We start from the raw sequence: 25,341 nt of genomic DNA, 5'->3' as shown, positions 1-25,341 counted from the left end.
TGATCTCATTTCATTGACATTTGTACATACAAACTAAATATACCAATGATATGCCCTATTTGTTCAATAAGAAATCACAGTAATTTTAAGGAGAATAAAATTCCGTCTTGTTTTTGCCGCCGATAACAACGGCTCAGGCAATCACACGGTAAAAATTACCGGCTAAAAATCTCTTCATGTACTATCTTCCCATCCACATCGCAATGCTGAAGAATAAGTGTTGGTTTTCCGTTTTGCCGGGAAACCTTTCCGTACAAAAATCCACCTTTTACGCGTAGAAAAAGATGCTCAGGCCTAAAATCATCCTGGTTCCATCCACCGGCGTGTTCATCGGCTCCGGCACCGCACCCGAATTCCCAAAGATTAGTACCTTCAAAATGGGTTACATATTGCCAGTGTCGATCGCCGTTACAAAGAAACACATTGTCAAAACGGTTCAAAAAATCCCGTATTTCATCGCTTTCGTATTTAAAACCGGAATTGGAATAGTTGTCCTTTTTATTGACGCGATCCGGTCCCAGAACAGGATTTGCATTAATAACCAACTTAAATGTGGCATCCGATTCTTCCAACGTTTTGAAAAGCCACTCTTTTTGCTCCTTTCCGAAAATGGTTTTTTCAGGTCCGTCAGGATCGGTATTTCTGCTTCGATAAACACGCCCTTCCGTCAGCCAGATTTGCAAATCTTTTCCCCATCTGACCGTTTTGTAAGGTTTATCACAGGCAGGAAGCTGTTCATCAAAAATACCAAGGCCACGCTCCCACGAAACCGTTCCATAAGTCATTCCGGGGAAAGCATCATCCCGAAGTACATCGTGATCGTCTTTCATAAAATAGCTGGTTACCTGTGCCCAGAATTTCCGCTGCAGTGGAAGGGCGAACAAGCGATCCCATTTAAACTGCATCAACTCTTCGGTCAATGCGTATGGTTCAGGTTTGTCATAATATTCAATGTCGCCTGTATGCACATAAAAATCAGGAAAGAGCTTCAGCATGGAGTCATAAATTTTATGTCCGCCGACAGTATCACGCCGCCAATAATCATGACAGGTTACAATACAAAAACCAATTTCCTCCTCTTTCCCTCCCCTGGGAGGAGTACGGAATGAACCTTCCAAACGGTCGGAGACTTTTGACCGGTCGTTATGCCTGGCCTCCAGTTCCACAACATATTTTGTTCCGGCTTCCAAATTCTCCAGTTTCCATTGGTACGTATAATTCTTTTCCACATCCACTGCTACCCAGCGGGTAATCATTTTGTTATCGGGATTGCTAAGCGAATAGTAAGTAAGCTTTACCTCTCCCGGCATCCCCGGACAGGCCCCCTCCATCTGTTCCAGGATAAGTCCCTCCGGTATTTGTGCTTTCCATATCTTCTCCGGATCAGCCTCGCGGTCAAGTTGACGGTGTTCTTCGGCATCAGGCACCAAAAATTTCTCCCCCGAAATATTCCCTTCGCGTGTTTTGGTAAGCCGGGTCCAAATAACAACAGAGCTTTGATCGGCACACCCGTTATGAAATCCGTTTCCGAAATAGGGACCGTCTGTTTCTTTTTTCGAATCGCAGGACATAAACAGAAGGACAATAAAGGTTGTACTACCGGCCAGTAATAGTTTCAAGGTTGATTGCATGGCTACTGATTTATGTTTATACTTTTCAATTCAGAGAAGTCATTCATCTCCCGCCTTAAATTTTTCAAGTAACTCTAACAGGGATTTCACTTTTTCAGGATATGATTCAGCGAGGTCCCGCGTTTCCCTGAAATCATTTTCAAGGTTAAACAACCCGGTCTGACCCGAATTCCGGTCAACCAGTAATTTCCAGTTTCCCTCCCTTACGGCATAGGTTTGTCCGGTTTTCCAGTAAATTGATCGTTCCTGAGCCAAATCCTGAACGCCGGTTAAAAAGGGCCAAATATTTTTCCCGTCCGGGTTCCAGTCCTTCAATACCTTTTCAGCCCCAATCAAATGGCAAAGCGTGGGCAGCCAGTCAGACATATGAATGGGGAAATTTGCCTCCCCAGGCTGTAGTTTCCCGGGCCAGCTGGCAATGGCAGGCACCCGGATTCCTCCTTCATACAAATCGCCTTTCCATCCGCGCAACGGGTAATTATTTCCAAGGACCGAATGAGGGTTGTCGGCATACTTTCCGCGGTATTCGGTGTTGCTGTGCCAGCTATGCTGTCCCCCGTTATCGCTCAGAAACAATATCAATGTGTTTTCACGTTTGCCGGTCCGTTCCAGCGCCTCCATAATTTTTCCAATGCCCGCGTCCATGTGGGAAACGCTGGCAGCAAATAATTTACGCGAAGGATGCAGGGATAAACCGTCGTACAACGACATCCATTCATCGGGTTCATCCAAAGGGTAATGCGGAACGTGATGGGCTAAATAAAGAAAAAAAGGTTTATCATTTTCTGCCTCAATTATCCGGAGCGCCTCATCGGTTAAAAGATCTGTTACATGGCCTTCTTCGTCCAGATACTCATCGTTGCGGTGCCATGATCTCCTTTCGGTCAGCTTCGTTTCTGTTTTGTATTCGTGGGTATAAGGATCAATCTGTCCATCGAAGTAACCGTAGGACGATTGAAACCCGTATTTTAAAGGGGTGTATGGTGGAGATCCCATGTGCCATTTTCCGGCAATCGCAGTAAAATATCCATTCTCTTTTAAAACCGAAGCCAGGGTTGGGTCGCCCAGGTCGATCACTTCGCCGTAATCGGGAGCTACAATTCCATACCGGCTGGGATACTTTCCCGTCATAAGACTTACGCGGGTTGGGGTGCAGGTAGGCATTACATAATGCTGCTCCAGCCGAATGCCCGTTGCAGCCAGTTTGTCAATATGGGGTGTTTTCACTACGGAGCCATGATATCCTACATCAGACCAACCCAAATCGTCGGGGATGATAATCAGAATATTCGGCTGTAAAGGTAATTTCTGTTGGCGGGAGTCCTTAACGTTTCCGGCGGCAGAAAAAGTCAATAAACCAACGATTGAAAGGCTCAGCAAGTTTCGATGAAGAATTTTCATTCTTTATATTTTTGAATTTTAAATTCTGTATCATTCTGGTCAAAAGGTATTTCCATTTCTTTTTCCCGTATCATGATTTCAAATCTCTCCTTTATTTTTTCTTCGTTTTTCGAAAGGCCCGTCATTGGGTTTTCTTCGGCCGGATCGGCAGAGGTATTGTAGAATCTGCCATCGCGGTATAATTTATACTTCCCGTTCATCACCCAGCGATTATGTTTAAACTTTCCCCACCGGGGCGAATAATGTATAAAAACCTGCTCTTTTCCCAATCTGTTTTTTTCACCGTTTAAAACATTATAAAAGCTTTCTCCATCTGTAAAATATGCCGAACGCCGGATTCCAGCCACATCGGCCAGGGTGGGCAGAATATCTGAAAAATCGACCATTCCTTCAAAGGTTCTTCCCTCTTTTATTTTTTCAGGCCACGATACAATCATTGGCACGTGATTTCCCGTATTGATGGATTGCCCTTTTGCACCTGTAACATCGCCAGCTTGGGTAGTTGAAATGACCGAACGATGGGTTCCGTTATCGGCTGTAAAAATAAAAAGCGTATTCTCCCAGATGTTCTTTTCCCTAAGTTTTGATTCCAGTTGGCCAATAATTTTATCCACGTAGGCAATCATGTCTGCAAAATAAACGGTGTCGTGTTCATAACGCCTTTCCGGACTGGCCCATTCAGGAGAATCGGGTGTGGGAACAAACGGCTCGTGCGGCAACACCATCGGGTAATACATAAAAAAGGGCTTTCCGGCGTTTCGTTCAATGTATCCGGTTAAAAAGTCAGCAATTACATCCGGGCCGTACGCATTTTCGTCCCGGGCAAGATCGGTTCCGTTTTGGGTAAGCAAGGGATTGGCATATCTTTCTCCTTCTGCACGGGTATGGTTCAACTGCCACAAGCAATACGCATCAAACCCAAAATGATTTGGCCGGCTTACATCCTGGTTTCCCGGATAGTTGTGATTCAGGCCATTTAACTGCCACTTCCCGGCAATGCAGGTGGAGTATCCGGCCTCTTTCAGCAAGTTTCCAAAAGTCTTTTCTTCCGGGGATAAATATTCAAAATTCACATAATTCCGTGCGTTTGTTTTTCCCGTCATAATTTTTACCCGTGAAGGAGTACACAGCGGCTGGGAATAGCAATTTTCAAAACGAATTCCCGAGCTTGCCAGCCGGTCAAGATTAGGTGTTTTGTATTCAATATTTCCATTGGCACCCACACATTCATACCCCATATCATCGGCCATAACCAGTACAATATTGGGCATGTTCTGCACTGCCTCCGGACTATTACAACCTGCGAACAAGAATACAAAAGGACCTAATGCACTTAAAAAGGTATTCAGCCTGATTCTCATTTTGTTCCTTTTTTATCAAGCCTAATTTAATCAATTATTATAACACTGAATAATCTGTTTTGATGAGGGTACGGTTTTAGGGTAAAATCGTTGCGTATTGCAAAGTACTTATTTTTCTACCCGCCTGTAAGCTGAACCAATTGCCGGCACAACGCTACCTATTTCTGTAACGAACCCTGCAATAAAAAGCCGGCTAATCTTTTTTACATTTTATAGCATTCACTTTCTACTTTTTTGCTACCATGTAATGTTGATTGGATGTCATTTTCAATAATTCATTCTGAAGCAATTGAAAGTTTGCATCTTTCAGTAATTGCTCCAAATCAAAATGTTTAAAGGACTTTATTCCCGGAACAATCCCGACTTTGCTAAAAGCCGAAAACAAAAGACTCAAAAAAGGTTTTTCCCCCATGCAAGGAGTTACGGATAGTATTAAGCCGCCAGGCTTTAACAGTTCTTTCATTCTCCGCATAACGATTTGCGTATCTTCGGTTAAGTGTAAAATATAAAAAGCCAGGATTACATCGTATGTCCCTGGTTTCAGCCTTTCATCAAAAATTGTTGCCTGAAAATACTCCACATTATGAATTCCTCCTGTTTCTGCCTTGCTTTTTGCCTTCTCAATCATTTTTGAGGATATGTCAATACCATGAACACTTTTAACAAATTTTGCTATTTCGGTTGAAAACAGACCTGTTCCACAACCAAAATCTAAAACGATATTATTGGATTCTAAATGTCCTTTTAATTTTTCAATAAGTTGAAGATAAATTTTTTCATCTTTCTTCTCTTCTCTATCATAGCTTCCGGAAACCCTGTCCCAGAACTTCTCCGCTTTATGCTGACGACTTGTTTTCTTCATACTATCGAAATTACCGTTCTCTGCCATTGGTGACTAAAATAAGGCACAACCGCAATTTATCTTAAAGGTAAAACAAAGCCATTAAAATGTCCCTATTTTATTCTTTCAAGTCTGCTCTGCCCCCTTCTTTTCTTTTAAGTTTTTTATACCTGCCGGCCCATTATATCGTGTCATCAATTCTCAAATCGTATTTATCTAAAAGTCCCGGGATTCCACGAATAGAGAATTTTGCTTTCCTAATCCGGTTATTTTCGGGGTCTATTGAATAGTTATACGAAGTGCGAAAGTCTGCTTTCTCAATAACGGTATTGTCAAAAGTTGCGTTTAATAAATCGCAGTTATCAAACAGGGACCCGGTTAAATCACATGCAGAAAAATCGACTTCCTGCAACCGGCCATTTCTGAAAGTTGTTTTTCTGATTCTTGTCTCATAAAACGAAGAATGGTCCAGGATACAATTATCAAAGTTAAAAGAAAGTCCAAATTCATTACAATCGTCAAAATGCAATCCCAACATTTTGCACCCTTTAAATTTTACATCCCGAAAAGCTGTCTTCATCAGTTTAGCCAGGCTTAAATTACAACCTGAAAACTCACAGTCGGTAAACCGGTAATCAGATAAGTCACTCTCTGAAAAATCACAATTGAGAAAAAGACAATTCTCATATTCTCCTTTTTTCAGAGGATTTTCTTTGAAGTTAATTTTGTCAAACGTCTTTTCTTCGATGCAAACGTGTTCCATATTCTGTTCTGTTTATATGGCATTTTAGGTGGTCTAATGTCCTTTTCCTGCCGAACGGCACAGGTATTAAATCATCAACCAACTCTCTTAGGTTCGGAAGATCAGGTTCAAATACCCAACAAACTGTCTTTGCTGAATTTTTAATGTTTCTAACATAGTCGTTAAGAATTCTCCCGCAACTTTACCTTCAGATTTATCCGGAATTAAATAATCTTCCATTTTGTATTTGATAGTTACTAAATCTATTCAGCGGGGAGAAGGTCAGCCGTAAAAAAGCGTTCACCCTGTGCCTTAAAGTTTTGGTTTTTAGAGCACAGGGCAAACCTGTCTGTGGTATTAAATATCCAAAAACTTTTTGATAAACTCATCGCCCTTCAGTAACCCGAACGAACCATTTATAACGCTGAACTCGTCGTAAACCTCCACTTCGTCGGGTTCAACGCCAGGCTTGTAAACCAGGAACGGCACCGGTTCACGTGTATGGGTTTTTAGGGCGCAAGGAGTTGGGTGGTCGGGCAAAATGGCAATAGCTACCGGCTCGTCCATTTTTTTAGTTTCATCCAAAATATACTTTACCACTCTCTCATCCAGGTACTCGATAGTTTTGGTTTTCAACTCCACATCCCCCTCGTGACCGGCCTCATCGCTGGCTTCGATGTGCAGGTAAACAAAATCGTTTTCACGCAGCGCATCCACCGTAGCCTGTGCTTTGCCTTCATAGTTGGTGTTGTACAGTCCGGTGGCGCCTTCTACACGAATCACCTTCATACCGGCATAAACGCCGATTCCCTGTACCAGATCTACCGCAGAAATAACAGCAGACTTTTCCACACCATACATTTCTTTTAATGTGGGCATTTTGGGTTTATAACCGGGAGACCAGGGCCAGATACTATTGGCCACAGCTTTTCCGGCATTTTTTCGCTTCACATTCACCGGGTGATTTCCCAGCAGCTCCTGCGATCTTATAATCAGTTCGTTAAGCAAATCAGACGTTTCCAGCGCAGCCTTCGATTTGGCATTTATCAGGACATCGCGGAACGGAGCCCCCGGCACATCATGCGGAGGGGTACACCCCAGTTCTTTATTGCCGTTTTTTATGACCAGCAGGTGGCGGTAAGAAACCCCCGGATAAAACTTCACCCGGTCATTTCCCAGTTTCTCATTCAATAAATGGATCAGCTCCGCCGCCTCTTCACTTGAAATATGGCCTGCAGAATGATTTTTCAGAATGCCATTTTCAATGGTGAGCAGGTTGCACCTCAGTCCGAGATCGCCTGGTTGCAGTTCCACTCCCATACTGGCTGCTTCGAGCACGCCCCGCCCGTCGTAAACCTTTTCCACATCGTAGCCTAAAACGGCCATGTTGGCAATCTCACTTCCCGGATGCATGGTTTCGGGAACCGTAATCAGACGCCCGGTTTGCCCGTTTTTGGCCAACCAGTCGATATGAGGTTTCCGCGCCATTTGCAGCGGTGTTTTTCCGCCATAATTCGCCAGCGGTTCATCCGACATTCCATCGCCAAGTATTATAAGGTGTTTCATTCTCTATTTTAAAATTAAATATTCGATACTTTAATCAAATCGGCAAAAACCCCGGCAGCGGTCACCGAAGCGCCGGCTCCGTAACCTTTTATAAGCATGGGGAACTCGTTGTACCGCTCGGTAGTGTACATCACCAGATTGTTACTGCCTTCCAAATCATAAAACGGATGACGGGAATCTACTTCCTGCAAGCCTACCTGTGCCTTCTCCTCTTCGAAGCGCGCCACAAACCGCCACTTTTTATTTTCGGCCTCCAGCCTCTTGCGGTTTTCTTCAAACTCATTGTCGAGCGCTTTAACATTTTCCCAAAAATCATCCAGCGAACCGTCAAAAAGGGCATCGGGAATAAACCGCTTAACAGAAATATCATCCATTTCCAGCGGATAGCCTGACTCCCGTGCCAGGATCAAAATTTTACGCGCTACATCCAATCCACTTAAATCCACGCGCGGATCAGGTTCGGAGTACCCCTGCTCCTTCGCCATCAATATGGTTTTACTTAATGGAACCTTTGCTGAAATGGTATTGAATATAAAGTTTAATGTACCTGACAATACGGCTTCAATTTTCAAAATACGGTCGCCCGAATTCACCAGATCATTCAGTGTGTTGATAATTGGCAAACCGGCACCCACATTGGTCTCGAACAGAAACTTAACCCCTTTTTGTTTGGCAACATCTTTTAAATCGAGGTAATTTTTGTAATCCGAAGATGCCGCCACCTTGTTGGCAGTAACCACCGAAATATTGGCATTCAGTACCTCTTTGTAGTATCCGGAAACTTCATCAGATGCAGTGCAGTCCACAAATACAGAATTGTAAATATTCATTTCCTTCATCTCGTGAATAAAACCGGGCAAACCCGACTTTTGTTCTGAATTTTCAAGCTTTTCACGAAACGTTGTCATATCAATCCCCTCGCGGAGAAAAGCCATTTTTCGGGAGTTGGCCACCCCTGTAAGTTTTATTTTCAGATGTTTTTCATCAAGCAGTTTTTTCTGCTGTTTCTGCATTTGCTGCAGCAGGTTGCTTCCCACCGTGCCAATTCCCATCAGGAACACATTCAGTTCCACATTTTCAGAAAGGAAAAATGACTCGTGTACCACATTCAGTGTTTTGCGTAATTCCGAAGTTTTCACCACCCACGAAATGTTCAGCTCCGAGGCGCCCTGGGCAATTGCAATAACATTTATTCCGTTTTTTCCGATAGTAGAAAACAGTTTCCCTGCAATACCGGTGGTATGTTTCATATTCTCGCCCACAATGGCCACGACAGACAATCCGCTTTCAATGTCAATTTTACTAACCTGGCCCATTTCAATTTCCTTTTCAAACTCCTCGCGGATAGCGCTCTCAGCCACCTCCACGGCATGTTCATCAATGGCTACGCTGATGGAGTTTTCCGAAGATGCCTGCGAAATAAGAATTACGTTAACATTCACCCGGGCAAGGGCTGTAAACAATCGCATGGATATTCCTGTAACCCCGACCATACCGATTCCCTGTAAAGTAAGCAGCGTAATTCCCGAAATGGATGAAATCCCTTTAATGGGCCGGTCTTTGGGAGTTTGTGCACTGCTCAAAATAAGCGTTCCTTCATTTTCCGGTTTGAATGTGTTTTTAATACGGATAGGAATTCCCTCCTGGTAAACAGGTAAAATAGTGGGCGGATAAATCACTTTTGCCCCAAAATGTGACAACTCCATTGCTTCGGAGTAGGTAAGCTCCGGAATAGTGTAGGCTTTGCTGATGACCCGTGGATCTGCCGTCATAAAACCGTCGACATCGGTCCATATTTCCAACGCTTCCACATTGAGGGCAGCGGCCATAATGGCTGCCGTATAATCTGAACCGCCCCTGCCGAGGGTGGTAAATTCCCCCTTGACATTTTTGGCAATGAAACCCGGAATTACTGCAATTCCGGAAAAAGAGGCAAAAGCATCCCTGATTTTTTGATTGGTTACTTCAAAATCGACACGTGCTTTTCCAAAATAACTGTCTGTTTGAATCAGTTCTGCAGAATCTTTTCGCACCGCACCAGGAATGAACTGGGCTACCAGGTGGGAAGAAACCCGTTCGCCGATACCGGCAATGCGGTCGAGGGTTTTGGGAGTCAGTTCTCCTACCAGGGTAATCCCGGTAAGAATTTGCTCCAGTTCATCCAGCAACTCTTCGGCAATGTAAACAACGGGGCCTGCACCGTTAAAAAGTTCAGCTACTGCCTGTGCATGCCGGTTTTTAATCTCAGACAGAACCGGATGAAAATCGCCCGTACCGGAGGCAGCCACACGGGCTGCCTGCAAAATAAGATCGGTTACGCCACCTAGGGCCGAAACCACTACAATGACATCTTCATTTTGTTTCTGTACAATTTCCTTCACCCGCCTGATATTTTCGGCTGAGGCGACCGAAGTTCCGCCAAACTTTAAAACCTTCATTCAAGTTACTTTTGTTGTTAAAAAAAAACTGGATGAAACGACAGATGCGGTTCATCCAGTAATATCTGTCAATTTCGGTTGTTATTAAGCTGTTGTCGTTGTTTTTCCTGAAATAGCCTCCAGGATTTTGGTTTCCAGTTCCTGAGCCAGTTCCGGGTTGTCCATGATCAGGTTGCGCACAGCTTCACGCCCCTGTCCCAGCTTCGTATCTCCGTAGCTGAACCATGATCCGCTTTTTTTGACAATGCCGTACTGCACGCCCAGATCAATGATTTCACCTGATTTGGAAATTCCCTCTCCGTAAAGAATATCGAATTCCGCCTTGCGAAAAGGCGGAGCTACCTTATTTTTCACCACTTTCACCCGCACGTTAATGCCGTTCACCTCGTCGCCGTCTTTAATCTGGCCAATCCGGCGAATATCAAGCCGTACCGAAGCGTAAAATTTCAGGGCATTCCCGCCGGTAGTTGTTTCCGGGTTTCCAAACATTACCCCGATTTTTTCACGCAACTGATTGATAAAAATACAGCAGGTTTTGGTTTTGCTGATGTTAGCTGTCAGTTTTCTCAGTGCCTGCGACATGAGACGCGCCTGGAGACCCATTTTTGAGTCGCCCATTTCACCTTCCAGCTCAGCTTTGGGAGTAAGTGCGGCCACCGAGTCTATTACGATGATGTCAATAGCTCCCGAACGTACCAGGTTGTCTACAATTTCCAACGCCTGTTCGCCATTGTCAGGTTGCGAGATCAAAAGTTCTTCCGTATCTACCCCCAGCTTTTTGGCATAATAAGGGTCAAAGGCGTGTTCGGCATCCACAATGGCGGCAATGCCACCCGCTTTCTGGGCCTCAGCTATGGCGTGAATAGCCAGGGTAGTTTTTCCGGACGATTCGGGCCCGTAAATTTCAACGACCCTGCCTTTGGGGTACCCGCCAACGCCCAGTGCAATATCCAGCGCAACAGACCCCGACGAAATAGCCGGAATATTCTCTATAGCCTGGTCGCCCATCCGCATGATGGAACCCTTACCGTAACTCTTTTCAATTTTGTCCATGGTAAGCTGAAGGGCTTTCAGCTTCTCTTTATTTACTTGTGCTTTTTCCTCTTTTGTCATGTTCAGAACAGGTTAAAGGTTCATTTTCTTAAAAATCTGATCCGTATGATCTTTTGTTTTCACTTTGTCAAAAATTTCCCGGATAATTCCATTTTCATCCACTACGAAAGTAGTACGTAAAATACCCATGTACTTTTTACCGAACATACTTTTTTCTGCCCAAACGCCGTATGCCTGAGCAATGTTTTTATCGGTGTCAGCAATCAGGTCGAATTTCAATCCATATTTGTCCCTGAACTTCTGATGCGATTTTACACTATCGGGGCTAACCCCCAAAACTTCAAACCCCTTTTCGAGCCACACGTCGTAATTTTCGTTTAAATTACACGACTCTGCTGTGCAACCCGGAGTGTTGTCTTTTGGATAAAAATAAAGTACCAGTTTCTTCCCGGAAAAATCGCTAAGCCCGACTTTTTCTCCTTCCTGGTTTACTCCTGAAAAATCCGGTGCTTTGCTTCCTACTTTCAATTTTGTCATGTTTGTATCCCTTTTCAAAGATTTACAAATATACGTTATTTAATGAAAAATATCAGGTAACTTTTTAACAGATTCCCAAAGTTTGAATTTGAGTAACAGCAACGCATTGCACAATTTTTGTAATTTTACGTGGAATAAAAAGATACAACGTTGAACCATGGATAACAAAAAAAATATTATCGGTTTTTTCTTCTTCTTATTCCTTTTTTTGGTTGAAGGCAAAGAAACAATCCTGGCAGTCAGTCAGGATGTATCCGCCGTAAAAGCCATGCAGCTTTTCGACGCGGGCAAATACGTTGAAGCGGAAAAGATGTTTCAGCTATTACTTGAGAAGGATGGGGGCAACCCGATGTTAAATTATTATTATGGCGCCTCGCGTACCGAAAACGGCCATTTTGACGATCGCGATTTGAAATACCTGCAGGATGCCGGGAAAAATGTTACTCCCGATCGCCTTCACTATTATCTGGGCATACAATACCATGCCCGGAATAAATGGGAGCAGGCGTTAAAATTTTACAACCAGTTCAGGCAAAGCATCCCCGTAGAGGAGCAAAAAACGCTGAACATGGCCGAAAAAATCCAGCAATGTTTTGATAAAATAAATCCTTTTGCAACGGGGCCGGTTACCTTTGCCACTGAAAAAAATGAACCAGAGACTGAATCCGGGGAGGTACCGTTGAGGGAAATGCGGGAAGAACCGGCCCATACAGAACCGGAAATGCCTGATGCCCCAAAAAAACCAGAGGCGGATTCTGTGGTTGAAATGCCACTCACGAAAACCCCGGAAGAAGGAACAACACCCCCCTCCCCTGAAACGCAGGATGCTGCCCATCTTTCCTTTGCCCGTGAAGCCCTGCCCGATTTGCCCGGCGTAAAAGCCACCCATTCCCTCCCCGAAGGAGATCCTATTGAATTCCAGGTAAACAACACTATTACCTACTTGTACAGTTCCCAATTTCAGACAGAAGAAGGAAGGGAACTGTTTAAAAAAGGCCGTTCCCTTCAAAAAGAATTGGAAAACAGCCTGAAGGAAGCAGAGAGTTTGCGTGAAACGTACCGGAATACAAACACCCCTGAAGAAAAAGCAGCTATCGGAGAGAAAATCCTCGCGTTTGAAACAAATTCTTATGGCCGGCAGGAAGAAATAAACCAGTACTTTTCTTCTTCCAGAAACCTGGAAAATGAATACTGGAATAATGCCGGAGCCACGGCTATTCATAATTTTTTAGTTGAACAGGAAAAAATAAAGGCCGTTCTCCGGGGAGAAGTTACCGATACCGAGCCATCTGCAGCGCCGGCAGATTCAGCCATTGTCCTGCTCCCCGGCGCCTTGTCCGACTTTTACGATACAAACCAGACAGCTTCCAAACAACAAAAAAGCGAAGGGCTGGTTTACAAAGTACAGATAGGAGCTTACAGTCGCGGGGTCCCCTCCTACAGGCAGCGGCTATATAAAAAACTCTCTTTAATTCGAAAAATTGAAAACTATACCGACGAAAATGGCGTAGTGGTTTATACTACCGGGAATCTGACCAACCTGGACGATGGAGAAAAAATGAAGGAACAGGTAAGACAGGAAGGAATAGAAGATGCTGTTGTTGTGCCGTATTTTAACGGAAAAAGAATAACTTTGGAGCAGGCAAAAAAAATTGAAGCAGAAGATGACTTCTAGAGAAACTAAAAAAAAGCCGTTAAAGGAGAAACAAAAAGAGGTATGTGGCAATTATGCGCTGATACTTCACAATGATGATGTGCATAGTTTCGACTATGTAATTGATGCTTTGATTGATATTTGCGACCACGATTACGAACAGGCGGTGCAGTGTACCTTAATAACACACCACAAAGGTTCCTGCGATATCCGCAAGGGAAAATTTGAAATACTAAAACAAATGAAGGATGCTTTGTTCCAAAGGGAACTCAGCACCACAATCGACTTACAACCATGACCGTATTTGCCATTATCTTGCTCATTTTACTGGGCCTGCTACTGCTGCTTATTGAGTTTGCAGTAATTCCCGGAGTAACCATTGCCGGAATCGGAGGTTTTGTATTGCTGGGAATAAGTGTTTACATTGCTTTTGCCGAATATGGCACGGGCATTGGTTTTCTCACGCTCACTTTTGTTCTGATAGCCTCTCCCCTGCTTATCTTTTATTTTTTCAAATCGAAAACCGGAAAAAAAATGGTGCTCGACTCACTGATTGACGGGAAGGTAGAAACCGTGGATGCACAAAAAATCCAGGTGGGCGACACCGGAAAAACGATTGGCCGACTGGCTCCCTCCGGGAAGGTCAAAGTGAGTGGTGAAGTAGTAGAGGCACAGTCGACCGGCGCTTTTATCGACCACAATACCGAAATAAAAGTGTTGAAAATACTTACGAATAAAATTATTGTTGAACCTGTAAATAAATAAAAAAATGATTGAATCAGTCGGTATCTGGGGATTAGTGATTGGAGTCATCGTACTGCTTTTCATTATCCTCTATTTTATCCCAATCGGGCTGTGGTTTTCAGCCCTTGTTTCCGGAGTAAGAATTTCACTGTTACAACTTTTCCTGATGCGTTTTCGTAAAGTTCCACCCGGAGTTATCGTACGCGCTTTAATTGAAGGAACGAAAGCCGATGTCCAGCTGGGCCGGGATGCGCTGGAGGCGCACTACCTTGCCGGAGGACATGTAGCAAGGGTGGTACATGCTCTTGTTTCGGCAGCAAAAGCAAATATTGATTTGCCTTTCAATATGGCCACTGCTATTGACCTCGCCGGTCGTGATGTTTTTGAGGCTGTACAAATGTCGGTAAACCCAAAAGTAATTAATACTCCACCGGTTACTGCCGTTTCAAAAGATGGTATTCAGCTTATCGCAAAAGCCAGGGTAACCGTTAGAGCTAATATTAAACAACTGGTAGGGGGTGCCGGAGAAGAAACCGTGCTTGCCCGGGTAGGTGAAGGTATTGTTTCGTCCATCGGGTCATCACACTCCCACAAGGCAGTACTCGAAAATCCCGATTTTATTTCGCGGGTAGTGCTTGAAAAAGGATTGGATGCCGGAACAGCGTTCGAAATCCTTTCCATTGACATTGCCGATATCGACATCGGTAAAAACATTGGAGCCGGGCTGCAAATGGATCAGGCCGAAGCCGATAAAAATATTGCTCAGGCAAAAGCGGAAGAACGCCGCGCTATGGCTATCGCCCTTGAACAGGAAATGAAAGCAAAGGCGCAGGAAGCCCGGGCCAAAGTAATTGAAGCCGAAGTAAAAGTTCCAATGGCCATTGCAGAAGCTTTCCGGCAGGGAAATCTTGGCATTATGGATTATATGAAATATAAAAATATCGGCGCCGACACAGCTATGCGTGACTCCATTGCAGGAGAAGAAAATAAAGAAAAAGAAGAATAAAACCCATTTGTTAAGAAATGTTTAACTGCATTTTTTTTAACATTCTCTTAACCCAAATGTCAAAAAGCGGGTTTATCTTTGCAGCATAGTTTTAGTTCATAGGTTTAGGTTTGATTAGTTTTATTGGTTTAGTTAGATGAAAAGGACGGGTGTTGACCTGTCCTTTTTTATTTTGTGCAAGTCTCCAAAAAAACACTTGGATTTGCACTTTTCAGAGATAACCTTGAAAAGTAGGTGGATTTAGTTTTTCAGGCAAAAATTTCAGCTCCCTTAAACAGGAAGAAAATGACATTTCTAACACTCCTTTTGATTCCTAAAGGCAGAGTACATTAAAAATGATAGTGGGATAAGAAAATGAAGGAATAATGCGAGTCAAAAGTTGACATTAGCTGATTATCAAAAATTCAACCCACTCCGGGGTTGCGTCTTTACCCCGCATTGCCTTCCCCGAGCTCCGCACGGGGCTATTTTTATTTATGTCCTTCGGACATTTCTTTATCCCGAAAGGGATTAAACAATAATAGCAACGGGTAAGCCATGGTAATGAATTGGGCATGAATGGTAGCGGATATTGTGTTAAACGAATGAAAACCGGAATCTCTGCAAAAAAAAGAGCCGGATAGTTTCGGAAAACTACCCGGCTCTTTTTCTTTAAAAGAAAATAGAATTAAAGTACGGCGTTGCAGGCATCCAATAATTTTTGTGCATTCTTATTCCCTGCATCCAAAGCTTTCGCTTTTTCCAGAATTTCAACAGCCGTTCTGAATTCAGCTTTTGCTTTTTCCACCTCAGCGGTGTAAACATCATCGGCAGTAGTAATAGAGCCGCTGTTTACTTTTTCATTAGCTGTGGTTAAAATAGCCACTCCTTTTTTATACAGGTCATTTCCTTCTGACACATATATGTTTGCCAACGCGGAAGTAATTTTGTCTTCAGCAGGAAATTTTTCTGCTCCTTCTTCCAGTGCGGCTTTATATTCATCATCTTTTCCCTGTTTCTTCAAAGTAACTGCCTTATAATATATTGCTGTTTCTCCGCGGTAACCATTTTCCACGCTTTTCCCAAACAACGCCACAGCTTTATCGAGTAAATTCCCGCGATAAGCTGCAATGGCAGCATTAAAAACCAGTGATTCTGTCTCTTCATCCGAAGTGGCAATAGCCTGTTCGTAACTGGCTACGGCATTGGCATAATCTTCATTTTCGTTATATACTAGCGCTTTATATTCGTGGCATTTTGATACATTAACGTCAGCTGCAATGGCTTTATCAAAATACTTGACAGCCCCCTCCTGATTGTTGGATTTATAAGCGGCATAACCAATGTTAAAATTAATTGCCGGTTCCACCTCCACATCGCCCAGATTGCTCATTGCTTCATCATAAAGGGTAAACGCCTTGGCATAATCTTCTGCTTTCATTGCTTCATTGGCCTGGTTAATTTTTTCGGCTGCATCCTGTGCAAAGGAAAAGACCGACAAAACAAGAGCCGCCACTACTAATAATACATTTTTCATCTTTTCGTTTTTTTAATTTTCAATATTAATATTTACAATTTCTTAATAATTTCTTCACGGAAAGTTCCAAAAATAATAATATTGACTAAAATCCTCCAACTAATTTTCACAGAACTTTCAATTATATTTTTTAAAGACGTATTAAAAGAAGGCAAATACCAACAGGGCAACAGGTTCCGGACTGTTTCCCGAAAATGAAGCAAAAACTTCCCAGTTTGATTTCCACAAAAAACTAACTACCAAACACTTTCAGACTAAACAGGGCCCTACAAAGTGCTTTTATACTTTTTATCTGTAAAAAGAATGAATCAGTCGGGCCAACTCCAAAGAGAAATCAAAAAGCATGGCACCAGCATTTTTCATGGATTCTTCAAGTGAGACGGGCCCGCGGGCAAAGCAAAAGATCCCGTCAAATGCAGAAGCAGCTTCCCGGTTTACGCTACCACCGATGGCTACCACGGGTTTTCCGGCCCTTCGCGCCACGTCGGCCACCGCTTTGGGCGCTTTGTCGTTCAGCGTCTGGCTGTCGATTTTACCTTCACCGGTAATTACAATATCGGCCCACTCTACCTGCTTTTCGAAATCGATAAGAGAAAGAATAAAACGGGCGCCGGGCACAATTTCGGCATTCAAAAAAGCCACAAGCGGCAAGGAAATACCTCCGGCGGCTCCGGCCCCTTCCAGATCAGACAGCTTTTTACCACTTTCTTTTTCCAAAATACTACACCAGTTTGTCAACCCGTTTTCAAGGGCATCCACCATAACAGGGGAAGCGCCTTTCTGCGGACCAAAAACTGCTGCAGCTCCCGTTGGTCCCAATAGCGGATTGTCAACATCGCAAATAATTTTAACAGAAATACCTTCAGGAAGGGATGCCTTCCTGACTTTCCTGACCAAATCAAGGCTTTCGCCATTCCCGGCAAGTATGTTCCCTTCATTATCCAGAAGCTCAAAACCGAGTGCACTTAACATCCCAGTTCCTCCATCAACCGTAGCGCTTCCTCCCACCCCCAATAAAATCTCAGTACACCCGTTGCTAATTGCATCTGCCATTAGCTGACCGGTTCCAAACGAAGAAGCCCGCATGGGATTTAGTTCTGCCGTTTTTATCAATTTGATTCCTGAGGCATCAGCCATTTCGATAATGGCCGTTTTTCCTGCAACGGCATATTTGGAAACCACCTGCCGCCCCAACGGATCTGTCACTGTCATCTCCACAATCCGGGCATCCAAAGCACGTTGCAAAACCTCTCCCGTTAAATCCCCGCCATCGGCTACCGGCACTTTTCTAATAGAAAAGTCTGGCGAAATTTGGCTGAATGCATCTTCGGCAATATCGGCAAAGTCAAAAGCGCTCAAACTGCTTTTCAAAGAATTAGGCGCAATCAATACGTTGATTTTATCTTTTTTCATGGTCATGTTTCCCCTCTTGTTACTGAAATAACACCTTTTATTTTTTTCATTCTGTGAAGAAGGAATTCCAGGTGGTTGGTATTGTAAACTGATATTTTCAGTACCCCTTCAAATTTTCCTTTTCTGGAATCGATATTAATAGACCGCAAACGGGCCCCGGTATCTTTGGCAATAATGTGGGAAACCTCACTAACGATTCCGGCCTCATCGGTTCCGGAAATATGTATTGTGGTTAAGAACGCCCCGGTACTTGTGGTTTCCTGCCATTTGGCTTTAATAATACGATACGGAAACCGCTCTTTCATTTGCGGAGCGTTGGGACAACTTTGACGGTGAATTTTTATGCCATCCCTGATGGTTACAAAGCCGAATATGGGATCTCCAAAAACAGGATTACAGCAGCGGGCCAGTTTATAATTTATATTTTTCAGGTGGTTGGCAATAATCAGGTAATCATCGCCTCCGTCGAAAGTGAAATCCCGCAATTCACCGGGAGGAAGAAGTTCTTCCATTTTCCGGCGCGTGCTCTCCTCCTCAGCCTTTTCCGTAAACAGGGATTTGACCTCCAACGGTTCAATTTTCCCGTTGGCCAGTTCGCAATAAAAGTCCATGGCCAGTTTCAATTCATATTTTTTCAGAATTTTGCGAATGGCCTCATCGTTTAGTTCCAGCTTCCAGTTTTTAAATTTCCGTATCAGGATTTCACGCCCCTGGGCAGCAAGTTTCTTTTTCTCTTCACTCAAACTGGCTCTAACCCGGTTTTTGGCTTTGGAAGTAATCAGAAAATCGAGCCAGTCAATTTTTGGTTTTTGGTTATTGGAGGTTTCGATGGTTACCTGGTCGCCATTTTTCAGCTTGTACCTCAGCGTAACCTTCCTTCCGTTCACCATCCCTCCCACACATTTATCGCCTAAATCGGAATGAATTTCGTAAGCGAAATCGAGCAACGTTGCACCGGAAGGCATTTTTCTCAAATCGCCTCTCGGGGTAAATACAAATGTTTCGTCTTTGTATATATCCAGACTGAACTGATCGATAAAGTCCACCACATTCACATCCGGATTTTCCAGAACCTCCCGGATTCCGGCCAGCCATTTGTCAAACTCAGAACCTCCTTTCCCGTCTTTGTATTTCCAGTGGGCAGCCAGTCCTTTTTCCGCCACTTCGTCCATTCGCCTGGTGCGGATCTGTACTTCTACCCATCTTCCCTGTGGCCCCATTACCGTTGCATGAAGCGATTCGTAGCCATTCGATTTGGGAATGGTAATCCAGTCGCGCATCCGTTCGGGATTGGCCTGATACTGCTCCGTTACAATGGAATAGACCGTCCAGCAGTCGGTTTTTTCATTTTCCGGTTTCGAATCGAGAATAATCCGAATGGCAAATAAATCCATCACCTCATCGAACGACACCTTCTTTTTCTGCATTTTATTCCAAATGGAAAAAATCGACTTGGTCCGTGCTTTCATGGAAAATTGAAAACCACGTTCCTTTAACGTCTTTTCCACCGGTTTTACAAATTCGGCCACAAAGTTTTCCCGTTCGTTTTTTGTTTCTTTCAACCGGTCCACCACATACTGGTACCCTTTGAAATTTTGATATTTCAGACAGAGATCCTGAAATTCGGAATTAATAACATAAAGTCCTAACCGGTGTGCCAGTGGAGCATACAAATGCGATGTTTCATTCACCAGCCGTTGCTGTGTCGATTCTTCGTAAATATCCAGATTGCGCATAACCTGGAGACGGTCGGCTGTTTTCACCAATATTACGCGTACGTCGCCGGCGAGCGCCATCAGGAGTTTTCGGTAATTTTCAGGATGCAACTCAACAGTATCGGTTCCGAGGGCATTAATTTTGGCCATTCCCTCTAAAATGGAATAAACCGGTTGTCCAAAATGGCTTTCAAATTCTTCACGGGTTACCTTCCTCTCTAACCCGGCATACATAATATTGTGCAACATACCAGTTATTACCGAGTCAGGCCCCAGGCCTATCTCTATTGCAATAATGGTAGCAACATCAAGGGAATGATTAAAAATGTACTCCCCTGTTTTAAACTGTTTTGAACCAATAACCGAACTGGCAAAGCGAAAAGCTTCATCTAATTTCCGGATGGTAGGTTCGTCCCAACTTGTCCGGCAAAATTCCCTTAAATGTTCGTACCGGGTGTATGCCTGTTCTTTATAGTCCATAATTTATCATAAAAAAGGCTGCTCCCGGCAGCCTTTCATTCTTTTCTTATTTTAACTGAAAATTATTCTGCCTGTGTAGTATCTACGAAAGTACGCTGACGAAGTTCACGATCGAGCATAAACAAACCATTTCCTTTGCCTTCAATCAGTTTCAGGCTGTCGAGAATTTCCGACACATTGGCTTCCTCTTCCACCTGCTCATCGACAAACCATTTCAAAAAACTTTCGGTAGCACGATCACGTTCTTCCACGGCAACATCTACCAGTTTATCAATCAGGGAAGTCACATATTGCTCATGTTCCAATGTTTTTTCCACTACTTCAACTACATTGTCAAACTCGGTTGGCATTTGTTCAATTCCCTTGAGCCCGACCTCACCATTACGGTCAATCACATATTTAAAAAACTTGTTGGCATGAGTCAACTCTTCCTGGTACTGCACATACATCCAGTTGGCAAAACCGGGCAAACCTTTGCTTTCAAACCAGGCTGACATCGACAGGTAAAGCAGCGCTGAATATTGCTCAGCATTGATTTGTTCGTTCAACGCTTTCTCAACTTTTTCCTTTAACATGATATGTAGTTTTTAATTATGCGTTAAAAATATAAAAATCTGGACATACAATAAAATAAGAAATGGTCAAGATTCAATTTGATTTTTTTGCCTTCAGGGAGACGCGCCACTCCAACAAACAAATAAAAACATGATAATCAAAACAATAAATACAAAACCCCAATTATTTTAACTGTTTTACGGGAAAACTGCTACAATTTGTTTTGAAAAGCTAAATCCCAAGCAAGGCTCCCCGCGGGAAACAATTTACTTATTTAATGGAATCTTAACATGGTATGAATGTTTAAGCCGAAAAAGAAACGCAATAATAAAAATAGCACCGTTTTTGATTTGTGACGACAAAACCACCAGTATCAGGCTAAAATTGAGAATCACATTTATTTCCCGACAAAAAAGTATGTTTTTAACAAATATTTTACAAACCTTTTTGAATAACCAATAATGATATTCGAAAGTTTTTATGGCCTATAGTTTTTATATATTTGCGGCCTTTAATTGAATACCCGATTTTTTTACCGGAAACCATGAAGAATATCAAGTTTATCAGTGCTAAAGAAGCAGTTAAAATCGTTAAATCGAATGATCGTGTTCATCTCCACAGTGTGGCAGTAACACCCCACCCGTTAATTGAAGCCTTATGTGAACGTGGCCGAAATAAAGAGTTCCGCAATGTACGGATTCAACACATCCACACAGAAGGACCGGCTCCTTATGCCGATCCGGAGTTGGAAGGTATCTTTCAGTTGGAATCGTTTTTTGTCGGCGCCAACGTAAGGAAACAAACGCAGTCAGGTTACGCCGATTACATCCCGGTGTTTTTGCAGGAAACCCAACGCCTCATCCGTGAAGGGTACCTGAAAGTGAACGTGGCCATGATTCAGGTGTCAGTGCCTGACAAGTTCGGATATGCCTCACTGGGCACCTCGGTAGATGCCACTCTGGCAGCAGTAGAAAAAGCCGATACCGTGATTGCCATTGTAAACCCCAATGTGCCGCGTGCTTTTGGCGATGCCATGATCCACATCAATGAAATCGATTTGTTTGTGGAAGATGATTGTGAACTGGTTACTGCCGAACCCGGTCCTATCAGCGAAACCGACCGTAAAATTGGCCGTTACGTGGCCGAGTTGGTAGAAGACGGCGCCACCCTGCAAATGGGTATCGGAGCCATACCAAACGCAGTGCTTTCCATGCTGGGCAACCACAAAGACCTTGGCGTACACTCCGAAATGTTTGCCGACGGCATTTTGCCATTGGTAGATAAAGGAGTAGTAAACGGGAAGAACAAAAAAACCGATAAGGGTAAAATGGTAGCGACCTTTTTGATGGGTTCGAAAAAGCTGTATGATTTTATCGGCGACAATCCCGGTGTAGCCATGCAGGATGTTAAATACACCAACCGTGTGAACGTAATCGCCAAAAACCCGAAGGTTACTGCCATCAACTCTGCTTTGCAAATTGACATTACCGGACAGGTTTGTGCGGACTCCATTGGCACAAGATTTTATTCGGGCGTGGGTGGCCAAATCGACTTCCTGCGCGGCGCTTCCCTCAGTAAAGGCGGAAAACCCATTATTGCCATGCCATCTGTAACCAACAAAGGGATCAGCAAAATTGCCCCGATTCTCACTCCCGGAGCGGGTGTGGTAAGTACACGCGCCAATATTCACTGGCTGGTAACAGAATACGGTGCGGTAAATCTTTACGGAAGAACCCTGCAGGACAGAGCCAAACTGATTATTTCCATTTCCCACCCAGACCATCAGGAAGAACTTGACAAAGCCGCTTTTGAACGGTTTGGGCCTCACTTCCATTTTGTGTGGGACGAAAACGACGATTAATACAAAATAATAATACAATGAATATTTCACATATCGAGCACATCGGTATTGCAGTGAACAGTCTTGACGAAGCCATTCCTTTTTATGAGAATATGCTGGGGCTGAAATGTTATGCCGTGGAAGAAGTAAAAGATCAAAAGGTTAAAACCGCCTTTTTTATGGTGGGACAAACCAAAATTGAGCTACTGGAATCGACTGACCCGGAAGGGCCTATCGGAAAATTTATCGAAAAGAAAGGGCAAGGCATTCACCATCTTGCCTATGCGGTTGACAATGTAGATCAAGCGCTGAATGAACTGGAAGGACAAGGTGTTCGACTCATCGACCAAAAAAGCAGAAAAGGCGCCGAAGGGCTGAACATCGGTTTTTTACACCCTAAATCAACGATGGGTGTGTTAACCGAAATTTGCGGCAAAGAATAGCCAAATCAATAAAAATCGCTTTTAGAAATGAGTACCCAGGATAAAGTAAAAAAACTGATTGAATTGCGGGCCGAAGCCAAATTAGGTGGAGGAGTAAACCGCATTGAAGCCCAACACAACAAAGGAAAATTCACTGCCCGCGAACGCATTGAGCTGCTGCTCGATGAAGGCAGTTTCGAAGAATTTGACATGTTTGTAACCCACCGCTGCACCAACTTTGGGATGGAGAAAAAGAAATTCCTTGGCGACGGTGTAGTAACCGGACACGGAACCATCGACGGACGCGTGGTGTACGTATTCTCACAGGATTTTACCGTTTTTGGCGGTTCCCTATCAGAAACGTTTGCACAAAAAATCTGCAAAGTGATGGACATGGCCATGAAAGCCGGTGCGCCACTGATTGGCATTAACGATTCGGGCGGCGCCCGCATCCAGGAAGGAGTTACTTCCCTGGCCGGATACGCCGAAATTTTTGAACGGAACATTCTGGCATCCGGAGTTATTCCACAAATTTCGGCCATTTTTGGCCCGTGTGCCGGCGGCGCAGTTTACTCACCCGCCCTCACCGATTTTATTATGATGACCGAACAGAACTCTTACATGTTCGTTACCGGACCGAAAGTGGTTAAAACCGTAACCGGTGAAGATATTTCGGTAGAGGATCTTGGAGGCGGAAAAGTTCACGCAGCCAAATCAGGGGTATCTCATTTTCTGGTAGAAGATGAAAAAGAAGGGTTGATGCTCATCCGTAAACTGTTGACCTTCCTGCCACAAAACAACCTGGAAGATCCTATCGTAACGGAAAGTTCGGATCCGATTGACAGGATGGATGATTTTCTGAATGAAATTATCCCGGAAAATCCCAATCAGCCTTACGATGTTACAGATGTTATTTCATCTATTGTTGATTATTCGGAGTTCCTGGAAATACACCGGAACTATGCCAAAAATATTGTCGTTGGATTTGCCAAATTCGATGGTCAACCGGTGGGGATTGTAGCCAACCAGCCCAATTACCTGGCCGGGGTACTCGACATCGAGGCTTCGCGCAAAGCAGCAAGATTTGTTCGCTTCTGCGACAGTTTCAATATTCCTATAATCACGTTGGTGGATGTACCCGGATTCCTGCCCGGCAGTAAACAGGAATACGGCGGAATTATCACCCACGGGGCCAAACTAATGTTTGCTTACGGAGAGGCTACGGTACCAAAAATTACCGTCACCCTGCGTAAATCCTACGGAGGCGCCCACGATGTAATGTCGTGTAAACAATTACGCGGCGACCTTAACTATGCCTGGCCAACCGCCGAGATTGCCGTAATGGGTGCATCGGGTGCGGTAGAAGTATTACACGGTCGAAAACTGGCCGAAATAGAGGATCCGGAAGAGCGGGCCAAATATATTGCAACACATGAGGAAGAGTACAAAGAAAAGTTTGCGAATCCTTATCAGGCTGCTGCGCTAGGTTATATCGATGACATCATCGAACCGAGAAACACCCGGTTCCGTATTATCCGTGGATTACAAAGTCTTGCCACCAAAAAGCTGGTAAATCCGCCAAAGAAACATTCAAACATTCCACTTTAAAACAGAAATGTTATGGAACTTCTTTTTTTATTACTGGCTAAAGCTCTTGACTTTGGGTTTACAGTGGCCATCGTCGGTTTTGGAATAGTACTTACTGCCCTGACCCTTTTGTTTATTGTTTTTTCCAGATTACCTAAAATCATTAACCTGAAATTCAAAAAGAAAAAAGGGATAACAGAAGCAGATAAAAACGTCAAGGAAGCCGATGCACACATTGAAGGAAACGTGACGGCAGCCGTTAGCCTGGCAATGCATCTTTATTTTAATGAATTGCATGATGAAGAAAGCAATATTCTTACCATTAAACAGGTTCGGAAAGCCTATTCGCCGTGGAGTTCAAAAATTTACAGTGTAACCCAGAACTGGCCCAAAAACTAAAAAAGTAAGCAATGAAAAAATATAAATTTACCATCAGCGGACACGACTACGACGTCCATATAAAAGATATTGAAGACAATATTGCAGAAGTAGATGTAAACGGAACCCATTACGAGGTGGTCGTTCACAACGAAATTAAAACTTCGAAAACACCTCGTTTGGTGCGTAAACCATTGGAGAAACTTCCCGGCGAAGGACAAATCAAAAAGAAAGAGACTTCCGGAAAATTTGAAGTAACCGCACCACTTCCCGGTACTATTTTGAAATTGAATGTAGCCGTTGGTGATGTAGTGGCAGAGGGCCAAAATGTGTTGGTAATGGAGGCTATGAAAATGGAGAACCAGGTGCAAACCACCAAAGGCGGTGAGGTTTTGTCGGTAAAAGTGAATGTGGGCGATGCTGTACAGCAGGATGATGTCCTCCTGGAAATTGGTTAGGCT

General features: G+C 43.7%; 22 protein-coding genes. 9 read left to right on the top strand and 13 right to left on the bottom strand.

The annotated features are described in order from the left end of the window. Positions 1-155 precede the first annotated feature (155 nt). From D1164_RS14800 to bcp, 9 genes are all read right to left on the bottom strand, one after another. Positions 156-1,631 carry an alkaline phosphatase D family protein gene (locus D1164_RS14800; protein ID WP_119350784.1) on the bottom strand — a complete coding sequence of 492 codons (1,476 nt, stop codon included), beginning with the start codon at positions 1,629-1,631 and terminating at the stop codon, positions 156-158. A 39-nt stretch (positions 1,632-1,670) separates the two neighbouring features. Further along, positions 1,671-3,032: a sulfatase-like hydrolase/transferase gene (locus D1164_RS14795; protein ID WP_119350783.1), complete on the bottom strand. Its 1,362-nt coding sequence runs from the start codon at positions 3,030-3,032 to the stop codon at positions 1,671-1,673. Then, positions 3,029-4,393, bottom strand: a complete 1,365-nt coding sequence (locus D1164_RS14790) for a sulfatase-like hydrolase/transferase (protein ID WP_119350782.1) — start codon at positions 4,391-4,393, stop codon at positions 3,029-3,031. Before D1164_RS14790 ends, D1164_RS14795 begins: the two co-directional genes overlap by 4 nt. A gap of 226 nt (positions 4,394-4,619) precedes the next feature. Beyond that, entirely contained in the window at positions 4,620-5,255 is a 636-nt protein-coding gene (locus tag D1164_RS14785) for a class I SAM-dependent methyltransferase (protein ID WP_172594479.1), read from the bottom strand. 160 nt (positions 5,256-5,415) lie between these two features. Beyond that, entirely contained in the window at positions 5,416-5,997 is a 582-nt protein-coding gene (locus D1164_RS14780) for a pentapeptide repeat-containing protein (RefSeq protein ID WP_119350780.1), read from the bottom strand. A gap of 336 nt (positions 5,998-6,333) precedes the next feature. Next, positions 6,334-7,542: a cofactor-independent phosphoglycerate mutase gene (locus D1164_RS14775; protein ID WP_119350779.1), complete on the bottom strand. Its 1,209-nt coding sequence runs from the start codon at positions 7,540-7,542 to the stop codon at positions 6,334-6,336. A 14-nt stretch (positions 7,543-7,556) separates the two neighbouring features. Continuing rightward, on the bottom strand, positions 7,557-9,980 hold the full coding sequence (gene thrA / locus D1164_RS14770) for a bifunctional aspartate kinase/homoserine dehydrogenase I (protein WP_119350778.1): 2,424 nt from the start codon (positions 9,978-9,980) through the stop codon (positions 7,557-7,559). 84 nt (positions 9,981-10,064) lie between these two features. Next, entirely contained in the window at positions 10,065-11,093 is a 1,029-nt protein-coding gene (recA, locus tag D1164_RS14765) for a recombinase RecA (RefSeq protein ID WP_119350777.1), read from the bottom strand. A gap of 12 nt (positions 11,094-11,105) precedes the next feature. Then, on the bottom strand, positions 11,106-11,570 hold the full coding sequence (bcp, locus tag D1164_RS14760) for a thioredoxin-dependent thiol peroxidase (protein WP_119350776.1): 465 nt from the start codon (positions 11,568-11,570) through the stop codon (positions 11,106-11,108). A gap of 157 nt (positions 11,571-11,727) precedes the next feature. Here bcp and D1164_RS14755 point away from each other — a divergent pair, with 157 nt between their 5' ends. From D1164_RS14755 to floA, 4 genes are read left to right on the top strand one after another with little or no spacing between them, the layout of a single operon-like run. Further along, the gene (locus tag D1164_RS14755) at positions 11,728-13,245 is read left to right on the top strand and encodes a tetratricopeptide repeat protein (protein WP_119350775.1); all 1,518 of its coding nucleotides are present in this window, start codon (positions 11,728-11,730) and stop codon (positions 13,243-13,245) included. Next, positions 13,235-13,522 (top strand): ATP-dependent Clp protease adaptor ClpS, encoded by a 288-nt coding sequence (locus D1164_RS14750; RefSeq protein WP_119350774.1) that lies wholly within the window; start codon positions 13,235-13,237, stop codon positions 13,520-13,522. The genes D1164_RS14755 and D1164_RS14750 overlap by 11 nt, the downstream gene beginning before the upstream one ends. Then, the gene (locus D1164_RS14745; protein WP_119350773.1) at positions 13,519-13,989 is read left to right on the top strand and encodes an NfeD family protein; all 471 of its coding nucleotides are present in this window, start codon (positions 13,519-13,521) and stop codon (positions 13,987-13,989) included. The genes D1164_RS14750 and D1164_RS14745 overlap by 4 nt, the downstream gene beginning before the upstream one ends. A 4-nt stretch (positions 13,990-13,993) precedes the next feature. Next, positions 13,994-14,974, top strand: a complete 981-nt coding sequence (gene floA, locus D1164_RS14740) for a flotillin-like protein FloA (RefSeq protein ID WP_119350772.1) — start codon at positions 13,994-13,996, stop codon at positions 14,972-14,974. Between the two features lie 667 nt (positions 14,975-15,641). On the opposite strand, the gene D1164_RS14735 is transcribed toward floA, so the two are convergent. The 4 genes from D1164_RS14735 to D1164_RS14720 form a co-directional block, all read right to left on the bottom strand. After that, positions 15,642-16,490, bottom strand: coding sequence for a tetratricopeptide repeat protein (locus tag D1164_RS14735; RefSeq protein WP_119350771.1), 849 nt, complete (start codon positions 16,488-16,490; stop codon positions 15,642-15,644). 288 nt (positions 16,491-16,778) lie between these two features. Further along, complete coding sequence (locus D1164_RS14730; RefSeq protein WP_172594478.1) at positions 16,779-17,903, bottom strand: glycerate kinase; 1,125 nt, start codon at positions 17,901-17,903, stop codon at positions 16,779-16,781. Positions 17,904-17,905: 2 nt separating this feature from the next. Then, a complete protein-coding gene (locus tag D1164_RS14725) occupies positions 17,906-20,098 on the bottom strand; it encodes a RelA/SpoT family protein (protein ID WP_119350769.1) in 2,193 nt (730 codons plus the stop codon). Positions 20,099-20,160: 62 nt separating this feature from the next. Further along, positions 20,161-20,673 carry a ferritin gene (locus D1164_RS14720; RefSeq protein ID WP_119350768.1) on the bottom strand — a complete coding sequence of 171 codons (513 nt, stop codon included), beginning with the start codon at positions 20,671-20,673 and terminating at the stop codon, positions 20,161-20,163. A gap of 524 nt (positions 20,674-21,197) precedes the next feature. Here D1164_RS14720 and D1164_RS14715 point away from each other — a divergent pair. From D1164_RS14715 to D1164_RS14695, 5 genes are read left to right on the top strand one after another with little or no spacing between them, the layout of a single operon-like run. Further along, positions 21,198-22,514, top strand: coding sequence for an acetyl-CoA hydrolase/transferase family protein (locus tag D1164_RS14715; protein ID WP_119350872.1), 1,317 nt, complete (start codon positions 21,198-21,200; stop codon positions 22,512-22,514). Between the two features lie 17 nt (positions 22,515-22,531). Next, on the top strand, positions 22,532-22,936 hold the full coding sequence (mce, locus tag D1164_RS14710) for a methylmalonyl-CoA epimerase (RefSeq protein WP_119350767.1): 405 nt from the start codon (positions 22,532-22,534) through the stop codon (positions 22,934-22,936). A 27-nt stretch (positions 22,937-22,963) separates the two neighbouring features. Then, positions 22,964-24,523 (top strand): acyl-CoA carboxylase subunit beta, encoded by a 1,560-nt coding sequence (locus D1164_RS14705; RefSeq protein WP_119350766.1) that lies wholly within the window; start codon positions 22,964-22,966, stop codon positions 24,521-24,523. 12 nt (positions 24,524-24,535) lie between these two features. Further along, positions 24,536-24,901 carry an OadG family protein gene (locus D1164_RS14700; RefSeq protein ID WP_119350765.1) on the top strand — a complete coding sequence of 122 codons (366 nt, stop codon included), beginning with the start codon at positions 24,536-24,538 and terminating at the stop codon, positions 24,899-24,901. 11 nt (positions 24,902-24,912) lie between these two features. Next, complete coding sequence (locus D1164_RS14695; protein ID WP_119350764.1) at positions 24,913-25,338, top strand: biotin/lipoyl-containing protein; 426 nt, start codon at positions 24,913-24,915, stop codon at positions 25,336-25,338. The last annotated feature ends 3 nt before the right edge of the window (positions 25,339-25,341 follow it).

Origin of the sequence: Mariniphaga sediminis (assembly GCF_003573545.1) — a bacterium.
GTDB classification, from domain to species: domain Bacteria; phylum Bacteroidota; class Bacteroidia; order Bacteroidales; family Prolixibacteraceae; genus Mariniphaga; species Mariniphaga sediminis.
This window is presented reverse-complemented; position numbering and strand designations above follow the sequence as displayed.